General features: G+C 74.7%; 18 protein-coding genes. 5 read left to right on the top strand and 13 right to left on the bottom strand.

Annotation, left to right across the window (positions count from 1 at the left end):
• Positions 1 to 20 precede the first annotated feature (20 nt).
• The gene (locus KZX60_RS00855; protein WP_248115138.1) at positions 21 to 1,193 is read left to right on the top strand and encodes an ADP-ribosylglycohydrolase family protein; all 1,173 of its coding nucleotides are present in this window, start codon (positions 21 to 23) and stop codon (positions 1,191 to 1,193) included.
• Positions 1,194 to 1,228: 35 nt separating this feature from the next.
• On the opposite strand, the gene KZX60_RS00860 is transcribed toward KZX60_RS00855, so the two are convergent.
• The 7 genes from KZX60_RS00860 to clpS are packed head-to-tail and all read right to left on the bottom strand — an operon-like array spanning position 1,229 to position 6,636.
• Positions 1,229 to 2,338, bottom strand: a complete 1,110-nt coding sequence (locus KZX60_RS00860) for an exonuclease domain-containing protein (RefSeq protein WP_248115139.1) — start codon at positions 2,336 to 2,338, stop codon at positions 1,229 to 1,231.
• Positions 2,339 to 2,358: 20 nt separating this feature from the next.
• On the bottom strand, positions 2,359 to 3,042 hold the full coding sequence (locus KZX60_RS00865) for a non-canonical purine NTP pyrophosphatase (RefSeq protein ID WP_248115140.1): 684 nt from the start codon (positions 3,040 to 3,042) through the stop codon (positions 2,359 to 2,361).
• Positions 3,039 to 3,803: a ribonuclease PH gene (rph, locus tag KZX60_RS00870; protein WP_248115141.1), complete on the bottom strand. Its 765-nt coding sequence runs from the start codon at positions 3,801 to 3,803 to the stop codon at positions 3,039 to 3,041. Before rph ends, KZX60_RS00865 begins: the two co-directional genes overlap by 4 nt.
• A gap of 22 nt (positions 3,804 to 3,825) precedes the next feature.
• Positions 3,826 to 4,641: an MBL fold metallo-hydrolase gene (locus KZX60_RS00875; protein ID WP_248115142.1), complete on the bottom strand. Its 816-nt coding sequence runs from the start codon at positions 4,639 to 4,641 to the stop codon at positions 3,826 to 3,828.
• Positions 4,638 to 5,564 carry a glutamate racemase gene (murI, locus tag KZX60_RS00880; protein WP_248115143.1) on the bottom strand — a complete coding sequence of 309 codons (927 nt, stop codon included), beginning with the start codon at positions 5,562 to 5,564 and terminating at the stop codon, positions 4,638 to 4,640. Before murI ends, KZX60_RS00875 begins: the two co-directional genes overlap by 4 nt.
• Entirely contained in the window at positions 5,561 to 6,316 is a 756-nt protein-coding gene (locus tag KZX60_RS00885) for a DUF2017 family protein (RefSeq protein ID WP_248115144.1), read from the bottom strand. The genes murI and KZX60_RS00885 overlap by 4 nt, the downstream gene beginning before the upstream one ends.
• An 8-nt stretch (positions 6,317 to 6,324) precedes the next feature.
• Positions 6,325 to 6,636 (bottom strand): ATP-dependent Clp protease adapter ClpS, encoded by a 312-nt coding sequence (gene clpS / locus KZX60_RS00890; RefSeq protein WP_248115145.1) that lies wholly within the window; start codon positions 6,634 to 6,636, stop codon positions 6,325 to 6,327.
• 106 nt (positions 6,637 to 6,742) lie between these two features.
• Here clpS and KZX60_RS00895 point away from each other — a divergent pair, with 106 nt between their 5' ends.
• From KZX60_RS00895 to KZX60_RS00905, 3 genes are read left to right on the top strand one after another with little or no spacing between them, the layout of a single operon-like run.
• Positions 6,743 to 8,071 (top strand): nicotinate phosphoribosyltransferase, encoded by a 1,329-nt coding sequence (locus tag KZX60_RS00895; RefSeq protein ID WP_298713469.1) that lies wholly within the window; start codon positions 6,743 to 6,745, stop codon positions 8,069 to 8,071.
• A 1-nt stretch (position 8,072) separates the two neighbouring features.
• Positions 8,073 to 8,753 carry an isochorismatase family protein gene (locus KZX60_RS00900; protein WP_248115146.1) on the top strand — a complete coding sequence of 227 codons (681 nt, stop codon included), beginning with the start codon at positions 8,073 to 8,075 and terminating at the stop codon, positions 8,751 to 8,753.
• A 5-nt stretch (positions 8,754 to 8,758) separates the two neighbouring features.
• Positions 8,759 to 9,493, top strand: a complete 735-nt coding sequence (locus KZX60_RS00905; protein ID WP_248115147.1) for an AAA family ATPase — start codon at positions 8,759 to 8,761, stop codon at positions 9,491 to 9,493.
• A gap of 121 nt (positions 9,494 to 9,614) precedes the next feature.
• On the opposite strand, the gene KZX60_RS00910 is transcribed toward KZX60_RS00905, so the two are convergent.
• From KZX60_RS00910 to KZX60_RS00930, 5 genes are all read right to left on the bottom strand, one after another.
• Positions 9,615 to 11,465: a DEAD/DEAH box helicase gene (locus tag KZX60_RS00910; RefSeq protein WP_248115148.1), complete on the bottom strand. Its 1,851-nt coding sequence runs from the start codon at positions 11,463 to 11,465 to the stop codon at positions 9,615 to 9,617.
• Between the two features lie 12 nt (positions 11,466 to 11,477).
• Positions 11,478 to 11,825: a DUF3039 domain-containing protein gene (locus KZX60_RS00915; protein WP_248115149.1), complete on the bottom strand. Its 348-nt coding sequence runs from the start codon at positions 11,823 to 11,825 to the stop codon at positions 11,478 to 11,480.
• Between the two features lie 22 nt (positions 11,826 to 11,847).
• Positions 11,848 to 13,464, bottom strand: coding sequence for a Tat (twin-arginine translocation) pathway signal sequence (locus KZX60_RS00920; protein ID WP_248115150.1), 1,617 nt, complete (start codon positions 13,462 to 13,464; stop codon positions 11,848 to 11,850).
• Positions 13,455 to 14,252 (bottom strand): ABC transporter ATP-binding protein, encoded by a 798-nt coding sequence (locus KZX60_RS00925; protein ID WP_248115151.1) that lies wholly within the window; start codon positions 14,250 to 14,252, stop codon positions 13,455 to 13,457. The genes KZX60_RS00920 and KZX60_RS00925 overlap by 10 nt, the downstream gene beginning before the upstream one ends.
• Before the next feature lie 134 nt (positions 14,253 to 14,386).
• Positions 14,387 to 15,352: a tetratricopeptide repeat protein gene (locus KZX60_RS00930; protein WP_248115152.1), complete on the bottom strand. Its 966-nt coding sequence runs from the start codon at positions 15,350 to 15,352 to the stop codon at positions 14,387 to 14,389.
• 103 nt (positions 15,353 to 15,455) lie between these two features.
• Between KZX60_RS00930 and KZX60_RS00935 the strand changes: the two genes are divergently transcribed.
• Complete coding sequence (locus KZX60_RS00935) at positions 15,456 to 16,763, top strand: AI-2E family transporter (RefSeq protein ID WP_248115153.1); 1,308 nt, start codon at positions 15,456 to 15,458, stop codon at positions 16,761 to 16,763.
• A 12-nt stretch (positions 16,764 to 16,775) separates the two neighbouring features.
• Here the strand turns inward: KZX60_RS00935 and KZX60_RS00940 are convergent, their stop codons facing one another.
• Positions 16,776 to 17,138: a hypothetical protein gene (locus KZX60_RS00940; RefSeq protein WP_248115154.1), complete on the bottom strand. Its 363-nt coding sequence runs from the start codon at positions 17,136 to 17,138 to the stop codon at positions 16,776 to 16,778.
• Between the last annotated feature and the right edge of the window lie 26 nt (positions 17,139 to 17,164).

The raw sequence follows: 17,164 nt of genomic DNA on the forward strand, positions 1-17,164 counted from the left end.
CCGCCTCGTACGATGAGCGCATGTCCGAGCAGACCTCTGAGCAGGCCCCCACGCCCGCCGCCGCGCCCGCCCTCCCCGCCGACGAGCACGCCCGCCGCGTCCTCGCCCTCCTCGCGGCCGGCGCGGCCGGAGACGCGCTCGGCGGCGTCGTCGAGTTCACGCCCGCGTCCGGCATCACGGCGCAGCTCGGCCCCTCCGGCGTGACGGACGCGGTCACGCTCATGGCGCTGGACGGGGCCCGCTCCCTCCCGATCACGGATGACACCCAGATGACCCTCTACGTGCTCGACGGCCTCCTCGAGTGGATCGAGTGGCAGAACGCCGGCCAGGCCTCGGACGCGGCCGCGTGCGTGTGGCTCGCATGCCTGCGCTGGTACGCCACCCAGCGCGGCTCGCTGCCCGAGGGCGCCCCGCCGGTGCCCGGCCGGTGGATCGACGAGCACGAGGAGCTGCGCGTCCAGCAGGCCCCGGGCAACGCGTGCCTGTCAGGGCTGGCGGATCCCGGCATGGGCCTTCCCGGGGACCCCCACAACCCGGAGTCGAAGGGGTGCGGCACGGTGATGCGCTCGGCCCCGTACGGCATGGTCCCGGGGCTCGAGGACCACCACGTCGCCTCGTTCGCGCGCCAGGGCGCCGTGCTCACGCACGGCCACCCCACCGCGTGGGTCAGCGCCGCGACGCACGCGCTCGTGATCGCCGCCCTGCTGCGCGGCGCGACGCTCCCCGACGCCGTCGCGCACGCCCGCGCCTGGGTGGAGGACGCCGGCGAGGACGGCCTGGAGACCGCCGCCGCGCTCGAGGCCGCGGAGCGCCTCGCGCAGGCGGCCTCCCGCGACGACGGAGACCTGGGCGCGCCCGGTTCGCTGCCGCTCGCGCTCGGCGAGGGCTGGGTCGCCGAGGAGGCGTTGGCCATCGCGGTCTTCGCGGCCCTCGTGGCGGACCGGGTCGCGGACGGTCCGGAGGCGGCGCTCGCGCTCGCGCTGCGGATCGGCGTGAACCACGGCGGCGACTCGGACTCCACCGCCTCCCTCGCCGGCCAGCTGCTCGGGGCGCGCCACGGCCTGGCCGTCCTCGGTGCGGAGGCCGACGTCGACCCGACCTCCGACGCCGCGGCCGCGTGCGTGCCCGCGTGGATCGCCGAGCGCGGCGTGGTGATCGAGGCCGCGCGCCGCTGGAGCGCCGCCACCACCTGAGCGTCCGGCCCTCCCCCACGGTCCGGTGCGCCGAGTCAGCGGGCGGGGCCGTGCCAGTTCTCGTCGAGCATCTGCAGGAACTCCGCCTCCGACACGAGCGCGACAGGCTGGCCCGCCGCACGGCGGCGCAGGGCGTCCTTCGTCTTGCGGTGTGTGAGGGCGGGGGTGGCCGCCGCCGGGGTGCCGCCCACCACGTCGGACGCCTCGAAGCCGTCGCCCACCACGAGCATGGTGGTCTGCGCCGAGACGCGACTGGCGGTCTGCGCGCCGAACGCGGCCGCCCGCTCCTTCGCGGCCTGACGGGACATCCCGATCCCGCCGGTGAACACCACCGTCTGGCCGAACAGCGGGTGGGAGGGGTCCGCGTCCGGGTTCGGCACGGGGTTGGCCCCCTCCTGCGGCCAGCGCATGAAGTCGGGCATCTCCCGTTCGTCCCGCAGGGGCACGAGCGCGTCGAACACGCCCGCCGTCAGGCGCGCCTGACGGGTCGCCCGGGACTCCTCACCGACGCCGTGGGGGCGCCCCTCGAGTCGGCCCACGGCGAGGCCGTGGTCGCGCACGAGCGCGTCGATGCGCCGGACGGACGGGGCCGCCGTCGTGCCCGTCTCCGGTGCCTGCTCCGTGCCCGGCGACCGCCGGGCGACGTCGATGAGGATGGCCGCGCAGGCCTCGGCGTCCGCGAGCGCGTCGTGGTGGCGGCCCGGCGTGAACCCCGCCTCGCGCGCGGCCGAGGGCAGGGCGTAGGAGGGCAGGTCGTAGGCCCTGCGGGCCAGCATCAGGCTGCACGCGTAGTCCAGCGTGGGCACGTCGCGGCCCGAGACCTCGAGGGCGGACTCGATGACGCCGAGGTCGAACCGGGCGTTGTGGGCCACGAGCACGTCGGCGCCGACGAACGCCGCGAGGTCGTCGAAGACCTCCGCGAAGCGCGGGGCGCCGCCCACCTGGTCCGGGGTGATCCCGTGGATCCGCACGTTGCGCGGGTCGAAGCGGTCGAAGCCGGCCGGCGGGCGCACGAGCCACGAGGCCCGCTCCACCATGCGGCCGTCCCGCACGCGGACGAGGCCCACGGCGCACGGCGAGCCCCGGAAGCCGTTGGCCGTCTCGAAGTCGATCGCGGTGAAGTCCAGTCCCGCGTGCCCCGCCACGGGGACCCCCGGGCCGCCGCTCACGAGCGGGCGGCCAGGGCGTCCACCAGGTACGGCAGGAGCGCCCGGAACGCGTGGCCGCGGTGGCTGATCGCGTTCTTCTCGGCGGAGCTGAGCTGGGCCGTGGACTCGTCCCGGCCGGTGGGGCGCAGGATCGGGTCGTAGCCGAACCCGCCCTCCCCGACGGGCGCGCGCAGCACGGTGCCGCGCAGGCGGCCGTGCTCCACGTGGGTGAAGTGGATGCTGTGCACGCCCCGCGCGTCCGGCGTGCTGGGCACCGCGAGCGCCGCGGCGCACACGAACTCGGCGCCGCGGTGCGCATCCGGGACGTCCGCCAGCTGCGCGAGCAGGAGCTCGAGGTTGGCCCGGTCCTCCCCGTGGGCCCCGGACCAGCGGGCGGAGAAGATGCCGGGCGCCCCGCCGAGCACGTCCACGGCGAGACCGGAGTCGTCCGCCACGGCGATCAGGCCGGTGTGGGCCGCCACCGCGCGAGCCTTCTTGAGGGCGTTCTGCTCGAAGGTGACCCCATCCTCCACGACGTCCGGGGCGCCCACGGCGCCCGCGTCCACGACGGCGGCGTCCACGTCCAGGCCCGGCACGGCGCCGGCGAGAAGCTGGCGCAGCTCCCGGACCTTGCCGGCGTTGCGGGTGGCGAGCACCACGCGGGCGCCCTCGGGCACCCGGGTCGTCTCCCCTGCGCTCACGCGTCGGCCCCGGCGGCGTGCGCGGCGAGGGTCTGCGCCTGGATGCGGGCGAGCTCGGTGGTGCCCAGGAGCGCGAGGTCGAGGAGGGCGTCCAGCTCGGCGCGGTCGAAGGGAGCGCCCTCGGCGGTGCCCTGCACCTCGACGAAGGTCCCCGAGCCGGTGACCACCACGTTCATGTCCGTCTCGGCCTTGACGTCCTCCACGTAGGGCAGGTCCAGCATCGGCGTGCCGTCGATGATGCCCACGGACACGGCGGCCACGGAGTCCTTGAGGACCGTGGCGTCCTTGCGCAGGATCCCCTGGCGCTGCGCCCAGCCCACGGCCTCGGCGAGCGCCACGTAGGCGCCGGTGATGGCGGCGGTGCGGGTGCCGCCGTCGGCGTCCAGCACGTCGCAGTCCAGGACGATCGTGTTCTCCCCCAGGGCGTCCAGGTCGATCACGGCGCGCAGCGAGCGGCCGATCAGGCGGGAGATCTCATGGGTGCGCCCGCCGATCTTGCCCTTGATGGACTCGCGCTGGTTGCGCTCGGAGGTGGCGCGCGGGAGCATCGCGTACTCGGCGGTGACCCAGCCGGTGCCCTCGCCCTTGAGCCAGCGCGGCACACCCTCGGTGAAGGAGGCGGTGCAGAGCACGCGCGTGTCCCCGAACTCGATGAGGGCCGAGCCCTCGGCCTGCCGGGACCAGCCCCGCGTGATCGTGATGGGACGCAGCTCGTCGACGGCGCGGCCGTCCTGGCGGGAGTTCGGTGCGGGAACGCTCATGCCCCTCAGTCTAGGCGGGCCCTCAGACGCCGTAGCTCAGCCCGGAGACCGCGACGGCGAGCGGGCCCTCGTACGTTTCGCGTGCCTCGGCGGCGGCCCGCTGGGGGTCGTTCCACACGGGCAGGTGGGTCAGCAGGAGGCGGCGGGCACCCGCCTCGGTCGCCATCCGCCCGGCCCGGCGGCCGGTCAGGTGGACCCCGTCGATCCCGTCGTCTCGGCCCTCGTGGAAGGCCGCCTCGCACAGGAACATGTCCGCGTCCCGCGCGGCCTCCACCAGCCCCTCGCACGTGTCCGTGTCGCCCGAGTACGTGAGCACGCGGGTGACGACGGCGCCGGTGGCGTCCACCTCGTCGGCCTCCACGCGCAGGGCGTAGGCCTCGTCGATGGGGTGGCGTACCGGCACGGGGGTGATGCGGAACGGGCCGAAGGAGACGGTGCTCCCGGCCTGCCACACGCGGAAGTCGAAGTCCTCCCGCATGCCCGGATCCGGGTCCATCCCGTAGGCCTCGGCGAGCCGGTCGGCGGTGGCGGCCGGTCCGTAGACGGGCACGCGGCCCGCGGTCCAGCCCTCCGGGTTCCAGCGGATGGCCACGTGCAGGCCGCACAGGTCCATGCAGTGGTCCGGGTGCAGGTGGGAGAGCATGACCCCGTCGAGGTCCTCGAGGCCGATGTAGCGCTGGAGCACGCCGAGCGAGCCGTTGCCGAGGTCCAGCAGGATCCGCCACGTCCGCGGGGTCACGCCGTCCGCCGCCACGCCCTGGGCGGAGACCAGGTAGCACGAGGCCGGCGAGCCGGGGCCGGGGAAGGAGCCGGAGGCCCCGATGATGGTCAGCTTCACGGCGTGCCCCTTCGTTCGGAGTCCAGACGGGCGATCAGGTCGGGCGTCAGCTGCGCGAGAGCGGCCGTGGGGTAGCGCTCCCGCACCGTGTCCATGCGGGCCACGGACTCCACCTCGGGGCCGAGGAAGCGGCGGGCGAGCGCCTGGAAGTGCCGGGGGTCGCCCGTGGACATGAACCGGTGGGAGGCGGACTGGCCGGAGCCGGCCGCCGAGTGCGGGTGCTCGATGCCGTGGCGCACGAGCGCCCGGTACAGGTCCTTCGCGGTCTCCTCGGCGGAGGAGACGAGGGTGACGTCCTCCCCCATCACGAGGGACAGGGCCCCCGTCAGCAGGGGGTAGTGGGTGCAGCCGAGCACGAGCGTGTCCACCTCCGCCGCCTTGAGCGGGGCGACGTACTCCTCCGCGGTGGCCAGCAGCTCGGGGCCCGTGGTGATCCCGGCCTCCACGAACTCCACGAACCGCGGGCACGCCGCGCTCGTGACGCTCAGGTGCGGCGCCGCGGAGAAGGAGTCCTCGTAGGCGCGGGAGCCCACGGTGGCCTGCGTGCCGATCACGCCGATCCGCCCGTTGCGGGTGGCGGCCACCGCGCGGCGCACGGCCGGCTGGATGACCTCCACCACCGGGATGCCGAGCCGGCCCGTGTAGCGCTCCCGCGCGTCGCGCAGCACCGCGGCCGAGGCGGAGTTGCACGCGATGACGAGGGCCTTCACGCCCGCGTCCACCAGCTCGTCCATGATGCCGAGCGCGAGCGCGCGCACCTGCGCGATGGGCCGGGGGCCGTACGGGGAGTGGGCCGTGTCCCCCACGTAGAGGATGGACTCGTGGGGCAGCTGGTCCATGATCGCGCGCGCCACGGTCAGACCGCCCACGCCGGAGTCGAACACGCCGATCGGGGACGCGGCGTCCGCGTGGGGCCGGCTCATGCGTCCTCCCCGTCCGTGCCCTCGGCGGGCAGCTCGGTCAGCATCTCGTCCATGAGGGTCTCCAGGAGCCACGAGGTGAAGTTGTAGAGCAGCGCCATCGTGGACTCGACGTCCTCGGCGCGGCGCCAGTCGTCCACGGCGTGCACGCGCCGGGCGTCCTCCTCGGTGGCCACGCCCAGGCGCGTGGCGAGCACGAGGCGGACGTCGTTCAGGGCCCGCGCGAACGCGGGCGCGTCGGCGTGGGGCAGGGTGACCTGCGTGGACTGGAGGGCCGCGAGCGCCCGGCGCGCGTCGTCGAGCTTGGCGGCGGTGAGCGCGTCCTCGGTGAGCGCGCGGTGCTCCGCCTGCTCGTCCGGGTCCGCGTCGGCCAGGGCCTCGGGCAGCAGGCGGGCGACGGCGGCGTCGGTCGGCGCGGCGCGGCGCGGCCGCGGGTCGGCGGAGAGGTGGAGCCCCGCGACGAGGTCCCAGAACGCGGTGTCCTCCTCGGAGAGGCCGGCCGCGGGGCCCGCCTCCTTCCCCGTGGAGTCCGCGGCGGCCGCCTGCTCCGCCGCGGGGGCGTCGGAGGCTGCCGCGGCGCCGGCGGCGGGGTGCTCGGCCGAGACGACGTCGGCGTCGTCGTGGGCGCGGACCTCGTCCTGGCGGTTCTCCAGGAGGGTGACGACGTCCTTGACGAGGCCGCGCAGCAGGCGGACCTCCGGCTTCTCCAGCTGCGCGACGTAGCCGCGCCGCGTCCAGCGGAACCTCTGTGCCATGGCCCTCCTCAGTCCTCTGCCTGCTCGAGCGTCGCCCACAGGCCGAACCCGTGCATCGCGTTCACGTGGACCTCCGCGCTCTCCCGCGAGCCGGTGGACACCACGGAGCGCCCGCGCTCGTGGACCTCGAGCATGAGGGCCTCGGCCTTGGCGGCCGAGTAGCCGAAGTGGGAGCGGAACACGTAGGCCACGTAGCTCATCAGGTTCACGGGGTCGTTCCACACCACCGTGTTCCACGGGCGGTCCGCGCCGAGGTCCTCCCGGGGACGCTCGAGCAGGGCCGTGTCCGTGCCGGAGGCGGGGGCATCGGGGGCGGGCATGCCGTCCAGTCTACGGACCCGTGCCCCTGGCGGGGCCGCCCGCCCCGTTCGGTAGGGTGGCCACGTGAGCGAGACCACCGCGAAGAGCCCCCGCCCCGCCGCCTCCGTGGAGGCCTGCGTGGACGACTGGCGCATCCCCACCGCCCTCATGACGGACCAGTACGAGCTGACCATGCTCCAGGCGTCGCTGAAGGCGGGCACCGCGCACCGGCGCAGCCGCTTCGAGCTGTTCACCCGCCGCCTGGGCGACGGCCGCCGCTACGGCGTGGTGGCCGGCACGGGCCGCGCGCTGGAGGGACTGAGCCGCTTCCGCTTCGCCACCGCTGAGCTGGACCACCTCGCGGACAACTCCGTGGTGGACGACGCCACGCTGTCCTGGCTCGCGGACTTCCGCTTCTCCGGGGACATCACGGGCTACGCCGAGGGCGAGGCCTACTTCCCGCACTCCCCGCTGCTGCAGGTGGAGTCCACCTTCGCCGAGGCGTGCATCCTCGAGACCTATCTCCTCTCCATCCTCAACTACGACTCCGCGGTCGCCTCCGCCGCCTCCCGCATGACCGCGGCCGCCGGCGGCCGCCCGTGCATCGAGATGGGCTCGCGGCGCACGCACGAGGAGTCCGCCGTCGCCGCCGCCCGCGCCGCGGTCATCGCCGGCTTCGCGGCCACCTCCAACCTCGAGGCCGGCCGCCGCTACGGGATCCGCACCGTGGGCACGGCGGCGCACTCCTTCACGCTCCTGCACGACTCGGAGCGTGCCGCCTTCGAGGCGCAGGTGGACGCCCTCGGCGCCGCCACCACCCTCCTCGTGGACACCTATGACATCGACGCCGGCGTGCGCACCGCCGTCGAGGTGGCCGGGCCGGACCTGAAGAACGTCCGCCTCGACTCCGGCGACCTCGTGCAGCAGGCCCACCACGTGCGCGAGCTCCTCGACGAGCTGGGCAACACGGAGACCGGGATCCTGGTCACCTCCGACCTGGACGAGTACGCGATCGCGGCGCTGCGCTCCGCGCCCGTGGACTCCTACGGCGTCGGCACGCGGCTGGTCACCGGCTCGGGCGTGCCCACCGCCTCCATGGTCTACAAGCTCGTCTCCCGCCATGACGACGACGGCGCGTGGGTCGACGTCGCGAAGGCCTCCTCGGGCAAGGCGTCCCTGGGCGGCCGCAAGGAGGCCGCCCGCCGCCGCGACGCGCGCGGCCGCGCTGTCGCCGAGCTCGTGGGCGTCAACCGCGGCCCCGACGCGGACGCCGACGACCGTCCGCTCATCCAGGAGTTCGTCCGTGACGGCGAGCTGCTGCCCGGCTGGACCGGCCCCGAGGCCGTGACCCGCGCCGCCGAGCGCCACGCCGCCTCCCTGCGCGAGCTGCCGCCGAACGTCGCTCGGCTGCAGTCCGGCGAGCCCGCGATCCCCACCCTCATCCAGGAGCACTGACATGCCCGACCTCACCCGCGCCCTGATCATCGTCGACGTCCAGAACGACTTCTGCGAGGGCGGATCGCTCGCCGTCACGGGCGGCGCCGCCGTCGCCGCGGCGATCAGCGAGCACCTGGACGAGCACGTGGACCGCTACACCGCCGTCGTCGCCACGCGCGACTGGCACGTGGATCCTGGCACGCACTTCGCGTCCGAGGGCGAGGAGCCCGACTTCCGCGCCACGTGGCCCGTGCACTGCGTGGCCGGCACCCGCGGCGCCGAGCTGCACCCGGACCTGGACGCCGAGTATGTGGAGGCGGAGTTCCTCAAAGGCGCCCGCACCGCCGCGTACTCCGGCTTCGAGGGCTTCCTCGGGGAGCCCGACGCCGTCCGGTCCGGTGACGAGGCCGGCGCCCCGGCCGGCCCCCACGGCGCGACCCAGGGGGCGGCCCGCGCCGTCGCCGAGGGCGCTCCGGGCCTGGACGAGTGGCTGCGCGATCAGGAGGTGGAGGCGCTGACCGTCGTCGGCCTCGCCACCGACCACTGCGTGCGGGCCACCGTCCTGGACGCTGTGGACGCCGGCTACGAGGTGACGGTGCTGACCGACCTGTGCGCGGCCGTGGACGAGGCCGCAGGCCAGGCGGCCCTCCACGAGATGGAGGCCGCCGGGGCCGTGCTGGAGCTCGCCGAGGAGCTCTGAGCCGGATGGCCCGGGACGACGCGCCGGACACGCGCGCCTGGGACCGCCCCGTGCGCCGGGTGACGGAGCACCCGCTCTCCCCCGCCGACCGGACCGTGTGGCCTGCCGACATCCCGGCGGTGCGCCACCTGCTGGACCACGGCCTCGACCTCGGCGACGCCACCGTGATCGTCGGGGCGAACGGGGCGGGGAAGTCCACGGTCGTCGAGGCGATCGCGGAGGCGTTCGGCCTCAACGCGGAGGGCGGCACCCGCCACGTGTTCCACGAGACGCGGCGGACCTCCTCCGACCTCGCCGAGCACCTGCAGCTCGCGCGCGGGGCGGGAGCACCCAGGGGCGGCGTGTTCCTGCGGGCCGAGAACATGTACGGGCTGTTCACGTACCTGGAGTCCACGATTCCGGGATCGACCCTGCACCTGCGCAGCCACGGCGAGGCGTTCCTGCAGTTCTGCGAGGAGCGTGCCGGCGTGCGCGGCCTCTGGATCCTCGACGAGCCCGAGTCCGCGCTGTCCTTCGAGAGCTGCCTCGCGCTCCTGGTCCACCTGCGGATCATGGTCGAGGCGGGATCCCAGGTCGTCCTGTCCACGCACTCCCCCGTGCTCGCGGCGCTGCCAGGAGCCCGGATCCTGCTGCTCGACGAGGACGGCATCACGCCGACGGCCTACGACGACCTCCCGTTCGTCCGGCACCACCGCGCGTTCCTCGCGTCTCCCGAGCGGTACCTGCGCCCCCTGTGCTGACATCCGAGCTGAGCGCCCGCGGTCGAGCCGAGCCGCATCCAGCCGACCGAGACGTCCAGACGGCCCTGGGTGAGGACGGCTCGGTCCGGCGGTCCGCCCTGTCCGGGCCGCCTCCGGCGGCTCACCTCCGCCCGACGAACCACCCGCGGATCGTGGACATCCGCTTCTCCAGCTGGTCCTGGGACGCCTGGGCCACTGCCGGGCCGCCGCTGACCTCGCGGAGCCGGTTGTGGATCACGCCGTGCGGGGTGCCCGAGCGCGCGGACCACGCCGACACCAGCTTGGACAGCTCGGCGCGCAGCTCCTTCATGCGCCGGTGGTCCACCACCTCAGCCGGCTCCTTCGGCTCGGCGGCCTTCGGGCGGCGCTGGACCTGCTCCGCCTGGCGCTGGCGCAGCAGGGCGGAGACCTGGTCGGCGTCGAGCAGGCCGGGGATGCCGAGGAAGTCCTGCTCCTCGGCCGAGCCCACGGCGCCGCCGAGGCCGAACTCGCCGCCGTCGAAGAGCACCTTGTCGAAGCTCGCCCGGGACTCGAGCGCCTCGAACTTGGCGCCCGTCAGGGAGTCCGACCCCTTCTCCTCCCGGTTGGCCTGCGCGATGAGGTCCTCCTCGGGGGCGTCCTCGAGGTCCTCCACCTCGACGGCGCCCTCGCGTCGGTCCAGGGCGTGGTCCCGCTCGAGCTCCATCTCGTTGGCCAGGAGCATCAGCTGCGGCACGGAGGGCAGGAAGACGGATGCGGTCTCCCCACGGCGCCGCGATCGCACGAAGCGGCCCACGGCCTGCGCGAAGAACAGCGGCGTGGACGTGGACGTCGCGTAGACGCCCACGCAGAGTCGGGGCACGTCCACGCCCTCGGACACCATGCGCACGGCCACCATCCAGCGCTCGTCCGAGGCGGCGAACTCGTCGATGCGGTCCGAGGCGCCCTTGTCGTCCGAGAGGATGACGGCCGGCTTCTGGCCGGTCAGCGCCTCGAGCTGGGCGGCGTAGGCGCGGGCGTCCTCGTGGTCCGAGGCGATCACCAGGCCGCCGGCGTCGGGCACGTTGCGCCGCACCTCGGTGAGGCGCTGGTCCGCGGCCTTGAGCACGGAGGGGATCCACTCGCCCTGCGGGTCCAGCGCGGTCCGCCAGGCCGATGCGGTGATGTCCTTCGTGGCCGCCTCGCCGAGCTGGGCCTCCATGACCTCGCCCGTCGAGGTCTTCCACCGCATCTGCCCCGAGTAGGCCATGAAGATGACCGGCCGCACCACGTTGTCCCGCAGCGCGGGCCCGTAGCCGTACGTGTAGTCCGCCTTCGAGCGGGAGAGCCCGTCGGGCCCGTCCACGTACTGCACGAACGGGATGGTGGAGGTGTCCGAGCGGAAGGGGGTGCCGGTCAGCGCGAGGCGGCGCGCGGCCGGCTCGAACGCCTCCCTGATGCCCTCGCCCCAGCTCAGGGCGTCGCCGCCGTGGTGGATCTCGTCGAGGATCACCAGCGTCTTGGCGGCCTCGGTGCGGTTGCGGTGCAGCACCGGCTTGTTGGCCACCTGCGCGTAGGTCAGCGCCACGCCGCGGTACTCCGCGCCGTGCCGTCCGTCCGCGTTCTTGAAGTTCGGGTCGATCGCCAGGCCCACGCGCGCCGCGTTGTCCGCCCACTGCCGCTTGAGGTGGTCCGTGGGCGCGACCACGGTCAGCCGCTGCACCACACCGGCGTCCATGAGGATCTTGGCCACGCGGAGCGCGAAGGTCGTCTTGCCCGCACCGGGGGTGGCGACGGCGAGGAAGTCCTGCGGGGAGGCCGAGAGGTACTTCTCGAGGGCCTCCTGCTGCCACTGGCGCAGCTTGGGGGCGGTGCCCCAGGCTGCACGCTCGGGCAGAGCCGGGGGCAGGTCCTCGCCCACGTGGAAGAGATCGGGCTGGACGCCGGCGGACGGGACGGCGCCGGACGCGTCGGAGCCGGCGGGGTCAGGCCCGCCGAAGAGGGTGCCGCTCATCGACGAGCGGCCTCAGCCACGCCCGCGACCGCCGAAGAACCCGCGCTTGCCGCCGCCCGAGCCGGAGTCGCCGTCGCCGTCCTGGGGATCGCGCAGTCCCTCGTAGATCTCCTTGCACGTGGGGCACACGGGGAACTTCTCCGGGTCGCGGCCCGGCACCCACACCTTGCCGCACAGCGCGATCACGGGCGCGCCGGACAGGGCGGACTCCATGATCCTCTCCTTGCGCACGTAGTGCGCGAATCGCTCGTGGTCGCCCGGCTCGATGTCCTGGAGCTGCTCCTCGCGCTCCAGGACGGAGGTGCCGCCGCCGGCGGGCGCGAAGGGGTCGTTCAGGTCGGGTTCGCCGGTCACACTCATGCGGCCCATCCTAGCCAGTCGGTCAGAACGCCTTCACGGCCTGGAAGGTCTCGGCCTGCGCCCGTTCGTACCAGCGGGCGCCGAGCCGAACGCCCAGCCAGAGCAGCAGCGCGCCCCACGCCAGGCCCACCGCGAGCGCGCCCCAGGACCACACGGGCTCCCGCGTCACGGAGAACACGATCGCGGGGACGAGCATCGGCAGGGCCATGGCCGCCGAGGCCAGGAGCGCGCCGAACTGCACGATCATGGTGCGGACCATCGCGCCCTGCGGCTGCTGGAACGGGCTGTCGCCGGGCTTCGGCACCGGGTAGACCCAGCGCGCGGAGACGAGCGCTGCGAGGCCGCACACGGAGCCGAGGAGGCCGAGGGACAGGCCCAGCACGGCGGGCAGCGCGCCCCAGTCCTCCGCTGCGGCGCACGTGGCCACGGCCACCACGACGACGAGCGGGACGCCCCAGCCGAGCATGCCCATGAGCCGCCCGATCCGGTCGTCGATCCCCTTCACGCCGGCGACGACGTGCAGGTGGAACGCCGTGTGGTCGTAGGCGATGTCCGCCGAGAGGGAGTGGGCCAGCGCCCACGCCGTGATGGGCGCCATGGCCAGGAACACGGCCGGTCCGGCGCCGTCCTCGCCGATGCTGCCCGTGAACCACAGGAGCACGGCCATGAGCGGGATGGTGATGAGGCCAGCCATGTAGCGCGGGTCCGTGAACCAGTAGTGCTGCGCGCGGGCCGCGATCGCGGTGCGGGGGCCCGTGGCGGGGCGGCCGAGCCAGCGCAGCGGACGCGGGTCGGCGGCGGCCGCCTTCGCCTCACGCGCCGGCCCGCCCCCGACGCCCACGGGCCGCACCGTGCGGCGGACGGCCAGGTGCCACAGGGCGAGGGCCAGGGCGCACCAGAGGAGGGCGACGGCGAGCCGCACGGCCGCCAGCCCCCAGCGTCCCTCGGCGGCGGCCCAGGCGGCGGCCGCACCGGCGCCGAACGGCGTCCAGGAGGCGGCCTCGGCCACGGGCGGCGCGCCGGCCATGAGCGTGTCGAAGGACTCGGCGGCCTGGGCGAAGGCGATGCCGCCGAGCATGAGCGGGATCATGAGCAGCACGGAGACCGTCTCGCGCACCCGGCGGCGGCCGGCATAGGCCGAGATCATCCCCGTGACGCCGTAGCCCAGGGAGACGGCGGCGACCGCGCTGATGACGGCCCCGACCAGGCCGAAGGCGAGCGCGGCCGGCTGGTCCCGCCAGGACGCCGCGACGCCCAGGGTGACGATCAGCGTGGCGATCCCGACCGGCGTCGTGAAGGCGCTGAGGAGCAGACCGCGGACGAGCGTGCCGACGGGCACCGGGTAGACGAGGAAGCTGCGGGGGTCCAGAGTGGCGTCCACGCCGGTGACGAGCGGCGGCAGCACGAGCCACAGCAGGACGACCACCGAGGTGGCCAGGACGGTGAGCACCCCGCGGAAGGCGACGTCCTCGCCCGGCAGGGCCACGGTGAGCCCGACGACGAGGAAGACCGCCGCCCCGAGGATGTACAGCGCGCCGATGATGCTCATCACGAGCGTGAACGGGGAGCGGCGCCACTGGTTGACGGTGAGCGCCCAGCGCAGGCGGACAAGGGTGGCGGCCATGCCGTTCACAGCCATGCGAGGCCCTCCCCCGTGTGGCGCCCGCCGACGAGGTCCACGAAGCGCTCCTCGAGGTCGCGCCCGGCGCGGACCTCCTCCACCGTGCCGGTGGCGCGCAGGGTGCCGTCGGCGATGACGGCGACGTGCGTGCACATGCGCTGCACGAGGTCCATCACGTGGCTGGAGACGATCACGGTGCCGCCGCGGCCGACGTAGTCGTTCAGGATGTCGCGGATGTTCGCGGCGGAGACGGGGTCGACGGCCTCGAACGGCTCGTCGAGCACCAGGACGTCCGGGGCGTGGACCATCGCGGCGGCCAGGTTGACCTTCTTGGTCATGCCCGCGGAGTAGTCCACGACGAGCTTACGGCCGGCGTCCTGCAGGTCCATGACGCGCAGCAGGTCGGCGGTGCGCTGGGCCACGGTCTCGGCGTCGAGGCCGTGGAGCAGGCCCGCGTAGGTGACCAGCTGCGCGCCGGTGAGGCGGTCGAACGTGCGGACGCCGTCGGCGAGCACGCCCACGCGGCGCTTGGCCTCGAGGGGCTGCGCCCACACGTCCACGCCGTGGATCCAGGCCTGGCCGTGGTCCGGGCGGAGCAGGCCCGTGGCCATGGACAGCGCCGTGGTCTTGCCCGCACCGTTCGGGCCCACGACGCCGAAGAACGAGCCCGCCGGAACCTCCAGGTCCAGGCCCGCGAGGGCCGTCCTGTCCCCGAATCGCTTGGCCAGCGCCCGGGTGACGAGGGCGAGGTCCGGGTCAGGGCTGTCGTGGGCGCGGCGGAGCGGAGGCTCGGGGGCGGCGATCATGCCGCCGACGCTAACAGCGCGCTGACAGGCTTCGCCTCCGCCCTGGGGATGATCTCGCCGGCCCCTCCTCCCCCACCTGGCGGAGCCGCGGGGCGCTCAGGGCACGCCCGCGGGGCGTCGCCGCGCCGTGACGCTCAGTACAGGGCGGCGGCGAGGCGGCGACGCGAGGCCTGCACGCGCGGGTCGTCCACGCCCACCACGGTGTAGAGGTCGACGAGGTGGGAGCGCACGTCCTCGCGCGCGTCGCCGTGATGGCCGGCGATGAAGCGGACCAGGCGGGCGAACGCGTCCTCGACGTGGCCGCCGAGCACGTCGAGGTCCGCCACCGCGATCTGCGCGGCCGCGTCGTCGGGACGCTCGGCCGCCCCCGCGCGCACCGCGGCGGCGTCCGCGTCCTGCGTGCGCAGGAGCAGCTGGGCGGCGGAGCGGCCCTGCAGGGCGACGGCGTCCGCCGGGTTCTCGGCGAGCGCCCGTTCCCACGCGGCGACGGCGGCGGGCATGTCGTCGGCGGCGAGGGCCTCGTGGGCTGCCCGGTGCAGCGGGGGCACGGGGGGCGCCGCCGGTGCCGGCTCGCCGCCCGCGCCGGGACGCGCGTCCGCGACGGGAGGCACGGTGCCGGACACGCCGTTCTGGCGAGCGACCTCGAGGATCTCGCCCAGGAGCTGGGCGAGGGTCTCCTCCGGCACGGCTTGGTTCACGAGCGGCACGGGCTGGCCGGCCACCACCGCGAGGACGGCCGGGCCCGCGGGCAGGCCGATGGCCTGCAGCAGCCCGGGGTCTGCCACGACGTCCAAGCGCGCCATGACGAGGCGGCCCGCCTGGGCGTCCACGGCGTCGGCGAACTGGGTGTACAGGGCCTCGCTCGTCTGGTCCCCCGGGACGTGGAGGTGCAGGAGGACGGGGACCTGCGCGGAGAGCTGCACGAGCTGCTGGAACATCTGCTGGTCCGCCTGCGGGATCACCCATGAGCCCTCGGGCATCGCGTCCGGGCTCGGTCCCGCCGTGCCGGTGCCCGCGGCGGGCCGGGGCGAGCGCAGAGAGGACAGGTCGACAGCCCCGCGCAGGTGGGACGGGGCGGCGGAGGAGGGCTGGGAGGTCACGGTGCACGGTCCTTTCGAGACGGTCTGGGATCCACGGTAGACGCTCGACCGGCCGGGGCGCCCGCGGCCACCTCCGCCGCGGCCCCTGCCGTACCCTGATCCCGTGCATCATCCCGAGGACCAGGCGCCCCAGGCCGCGCCGGACGCCGCCTTGCCCACCCACGGCGCGTCCACGAGCCCGGCCCGTGCCTCCGCGCACCCGTCCACCCCGGCCGACTCGAGCCCGGTCGGCGCTCCGCCGGAGGGCTCCCCGGTCCGCGGCCGCCTGAGTCTGCGCCCCCTCGCCTGGCGCCGCTCCGGCCCGGCGACCGCGCCCGGCGACGACGCCGCACAGGACGAGCCGGTCCCGGAGCCCACCGAGGCGACCCCCACGGTCTCGTTCCGATCGCCGGTGAGCACCGGTTTCCTGCTCACGACGGGCGTCCTGCTCGCCCTCGCCGTCCTGGGATTCCTGGCCACCAACCAGCAGCTGCTCGTGATGATCATGGCCGCCCTGTTCATCGCCCTCGGCCTGGACCCCATCGTGCGCCGCTTCGAGCGATGGGGAGCCCCCCGCTGGGCCGGAGTCCTCGTGGCCGCCCTGGGCCTCGCCGCCGTCGCGGCCGCCTTCATCTCCCTGCTGATCCCCACCGCGGTGGAGCAGTCCACCCAGCTCGCGGAGGAGATCCCCGCGACGGTGGAGGAGGTGATGCGCTCGGAGTGGTTCCTCGCCCTCGACGCCCAGTTCCACATCCAGGACGCGGTGCGCCAGCACACGGACCAGCTCAACGGCGACGGAGCCTCGGTGGCCGCCCTCTTCGGCGGGATCGTGGGCCTCGGCCAAACCGTGCTGAACTCCCTGTTCGTCACGGTGGTCGTGGTGGTCCTGACCCTGTACTTCCTCTCCTCCCTGCCGCACATCAAGCACTGGGCCTACCGCCTGGCGCCCCGCTCGCGCCGCGCGCGTGTCCGTGAGCTCTCGGAGGAGATCACCTCCTCCGTGGGCCTCTACGTCATGGGCCAGACCCTCGTGGCCGCGCTGAACGCCACGGTCGCCTTCATCGCCATGAGCATCGCCGGCACCCCGTTCGCGGCCCTGCTCGCGTTCTTCGCCGCCATCATGGCGTTCATCCCGCTCGTGGGGGCGATGATCGGCGGGACGGTCATCACCCTCATCTCCCTCCTGGACTCGTGGCAGTCCGCCGCGCTGTTCGCGGCGATCTACGTCGTCTACCTGCAGGTCGAGGCCTACGTCGTCTCCCCCCGCGTCATGTCCCGCGCGGTGGACGTGCCCGCCGCCGTCGCGGTGATCGCCGTGATCGCGGGCGGCACCCTGCTCGGCGTGCTCGGGGCGCTCATGGCCATCCCGACGGCGGCCGCCCTGCTGCTGATCGTCCGCGAGGTGTTCATCCCGCGGCAGGAGACCCGGTGACCGGGACGATCCTCAGCGGCTGGCCCTCGTGCGCCAGCACACGGGGTGCCAGTGGCGCCGGTCCTCTCCGGCGTCCGCGTCTCCCATGATCCAGTCGGAGCGCCACGCCACGAGGTGGGCCTGGCCCTGGCGGATCACGCGTCCGCAGCCGGGGCAGGAGTAGTCCTTCACCGCGCGCCACGCGGGGATCTGGCGCACGTGCCAGCCTCCGTCGCTGCCGCTCTCGTGCGCGTAGCCCGGGTCCAGGCCGAGGCGCTCCTCGAGGGGATCGACCCGGCCTGGACCGGGGCGGGAGCGTCGTGAGGCGTCCCCCGACCCCGACCGCTCGCCCCGGCGCGGAGCGGACGAGCGGCGCGGGCGGTGGGAGCGGGGCATGCGTCCATGCTGGCACAGCGCCGTCC

This window comes from Micrococcus sp. EYE_212 (assembly GCF_023147585.1).
Lineage (GTDB): Bacteria > Actinomycetota > Actinomycetes > Actinomycetales > Micrococcaceae > Micrococcus.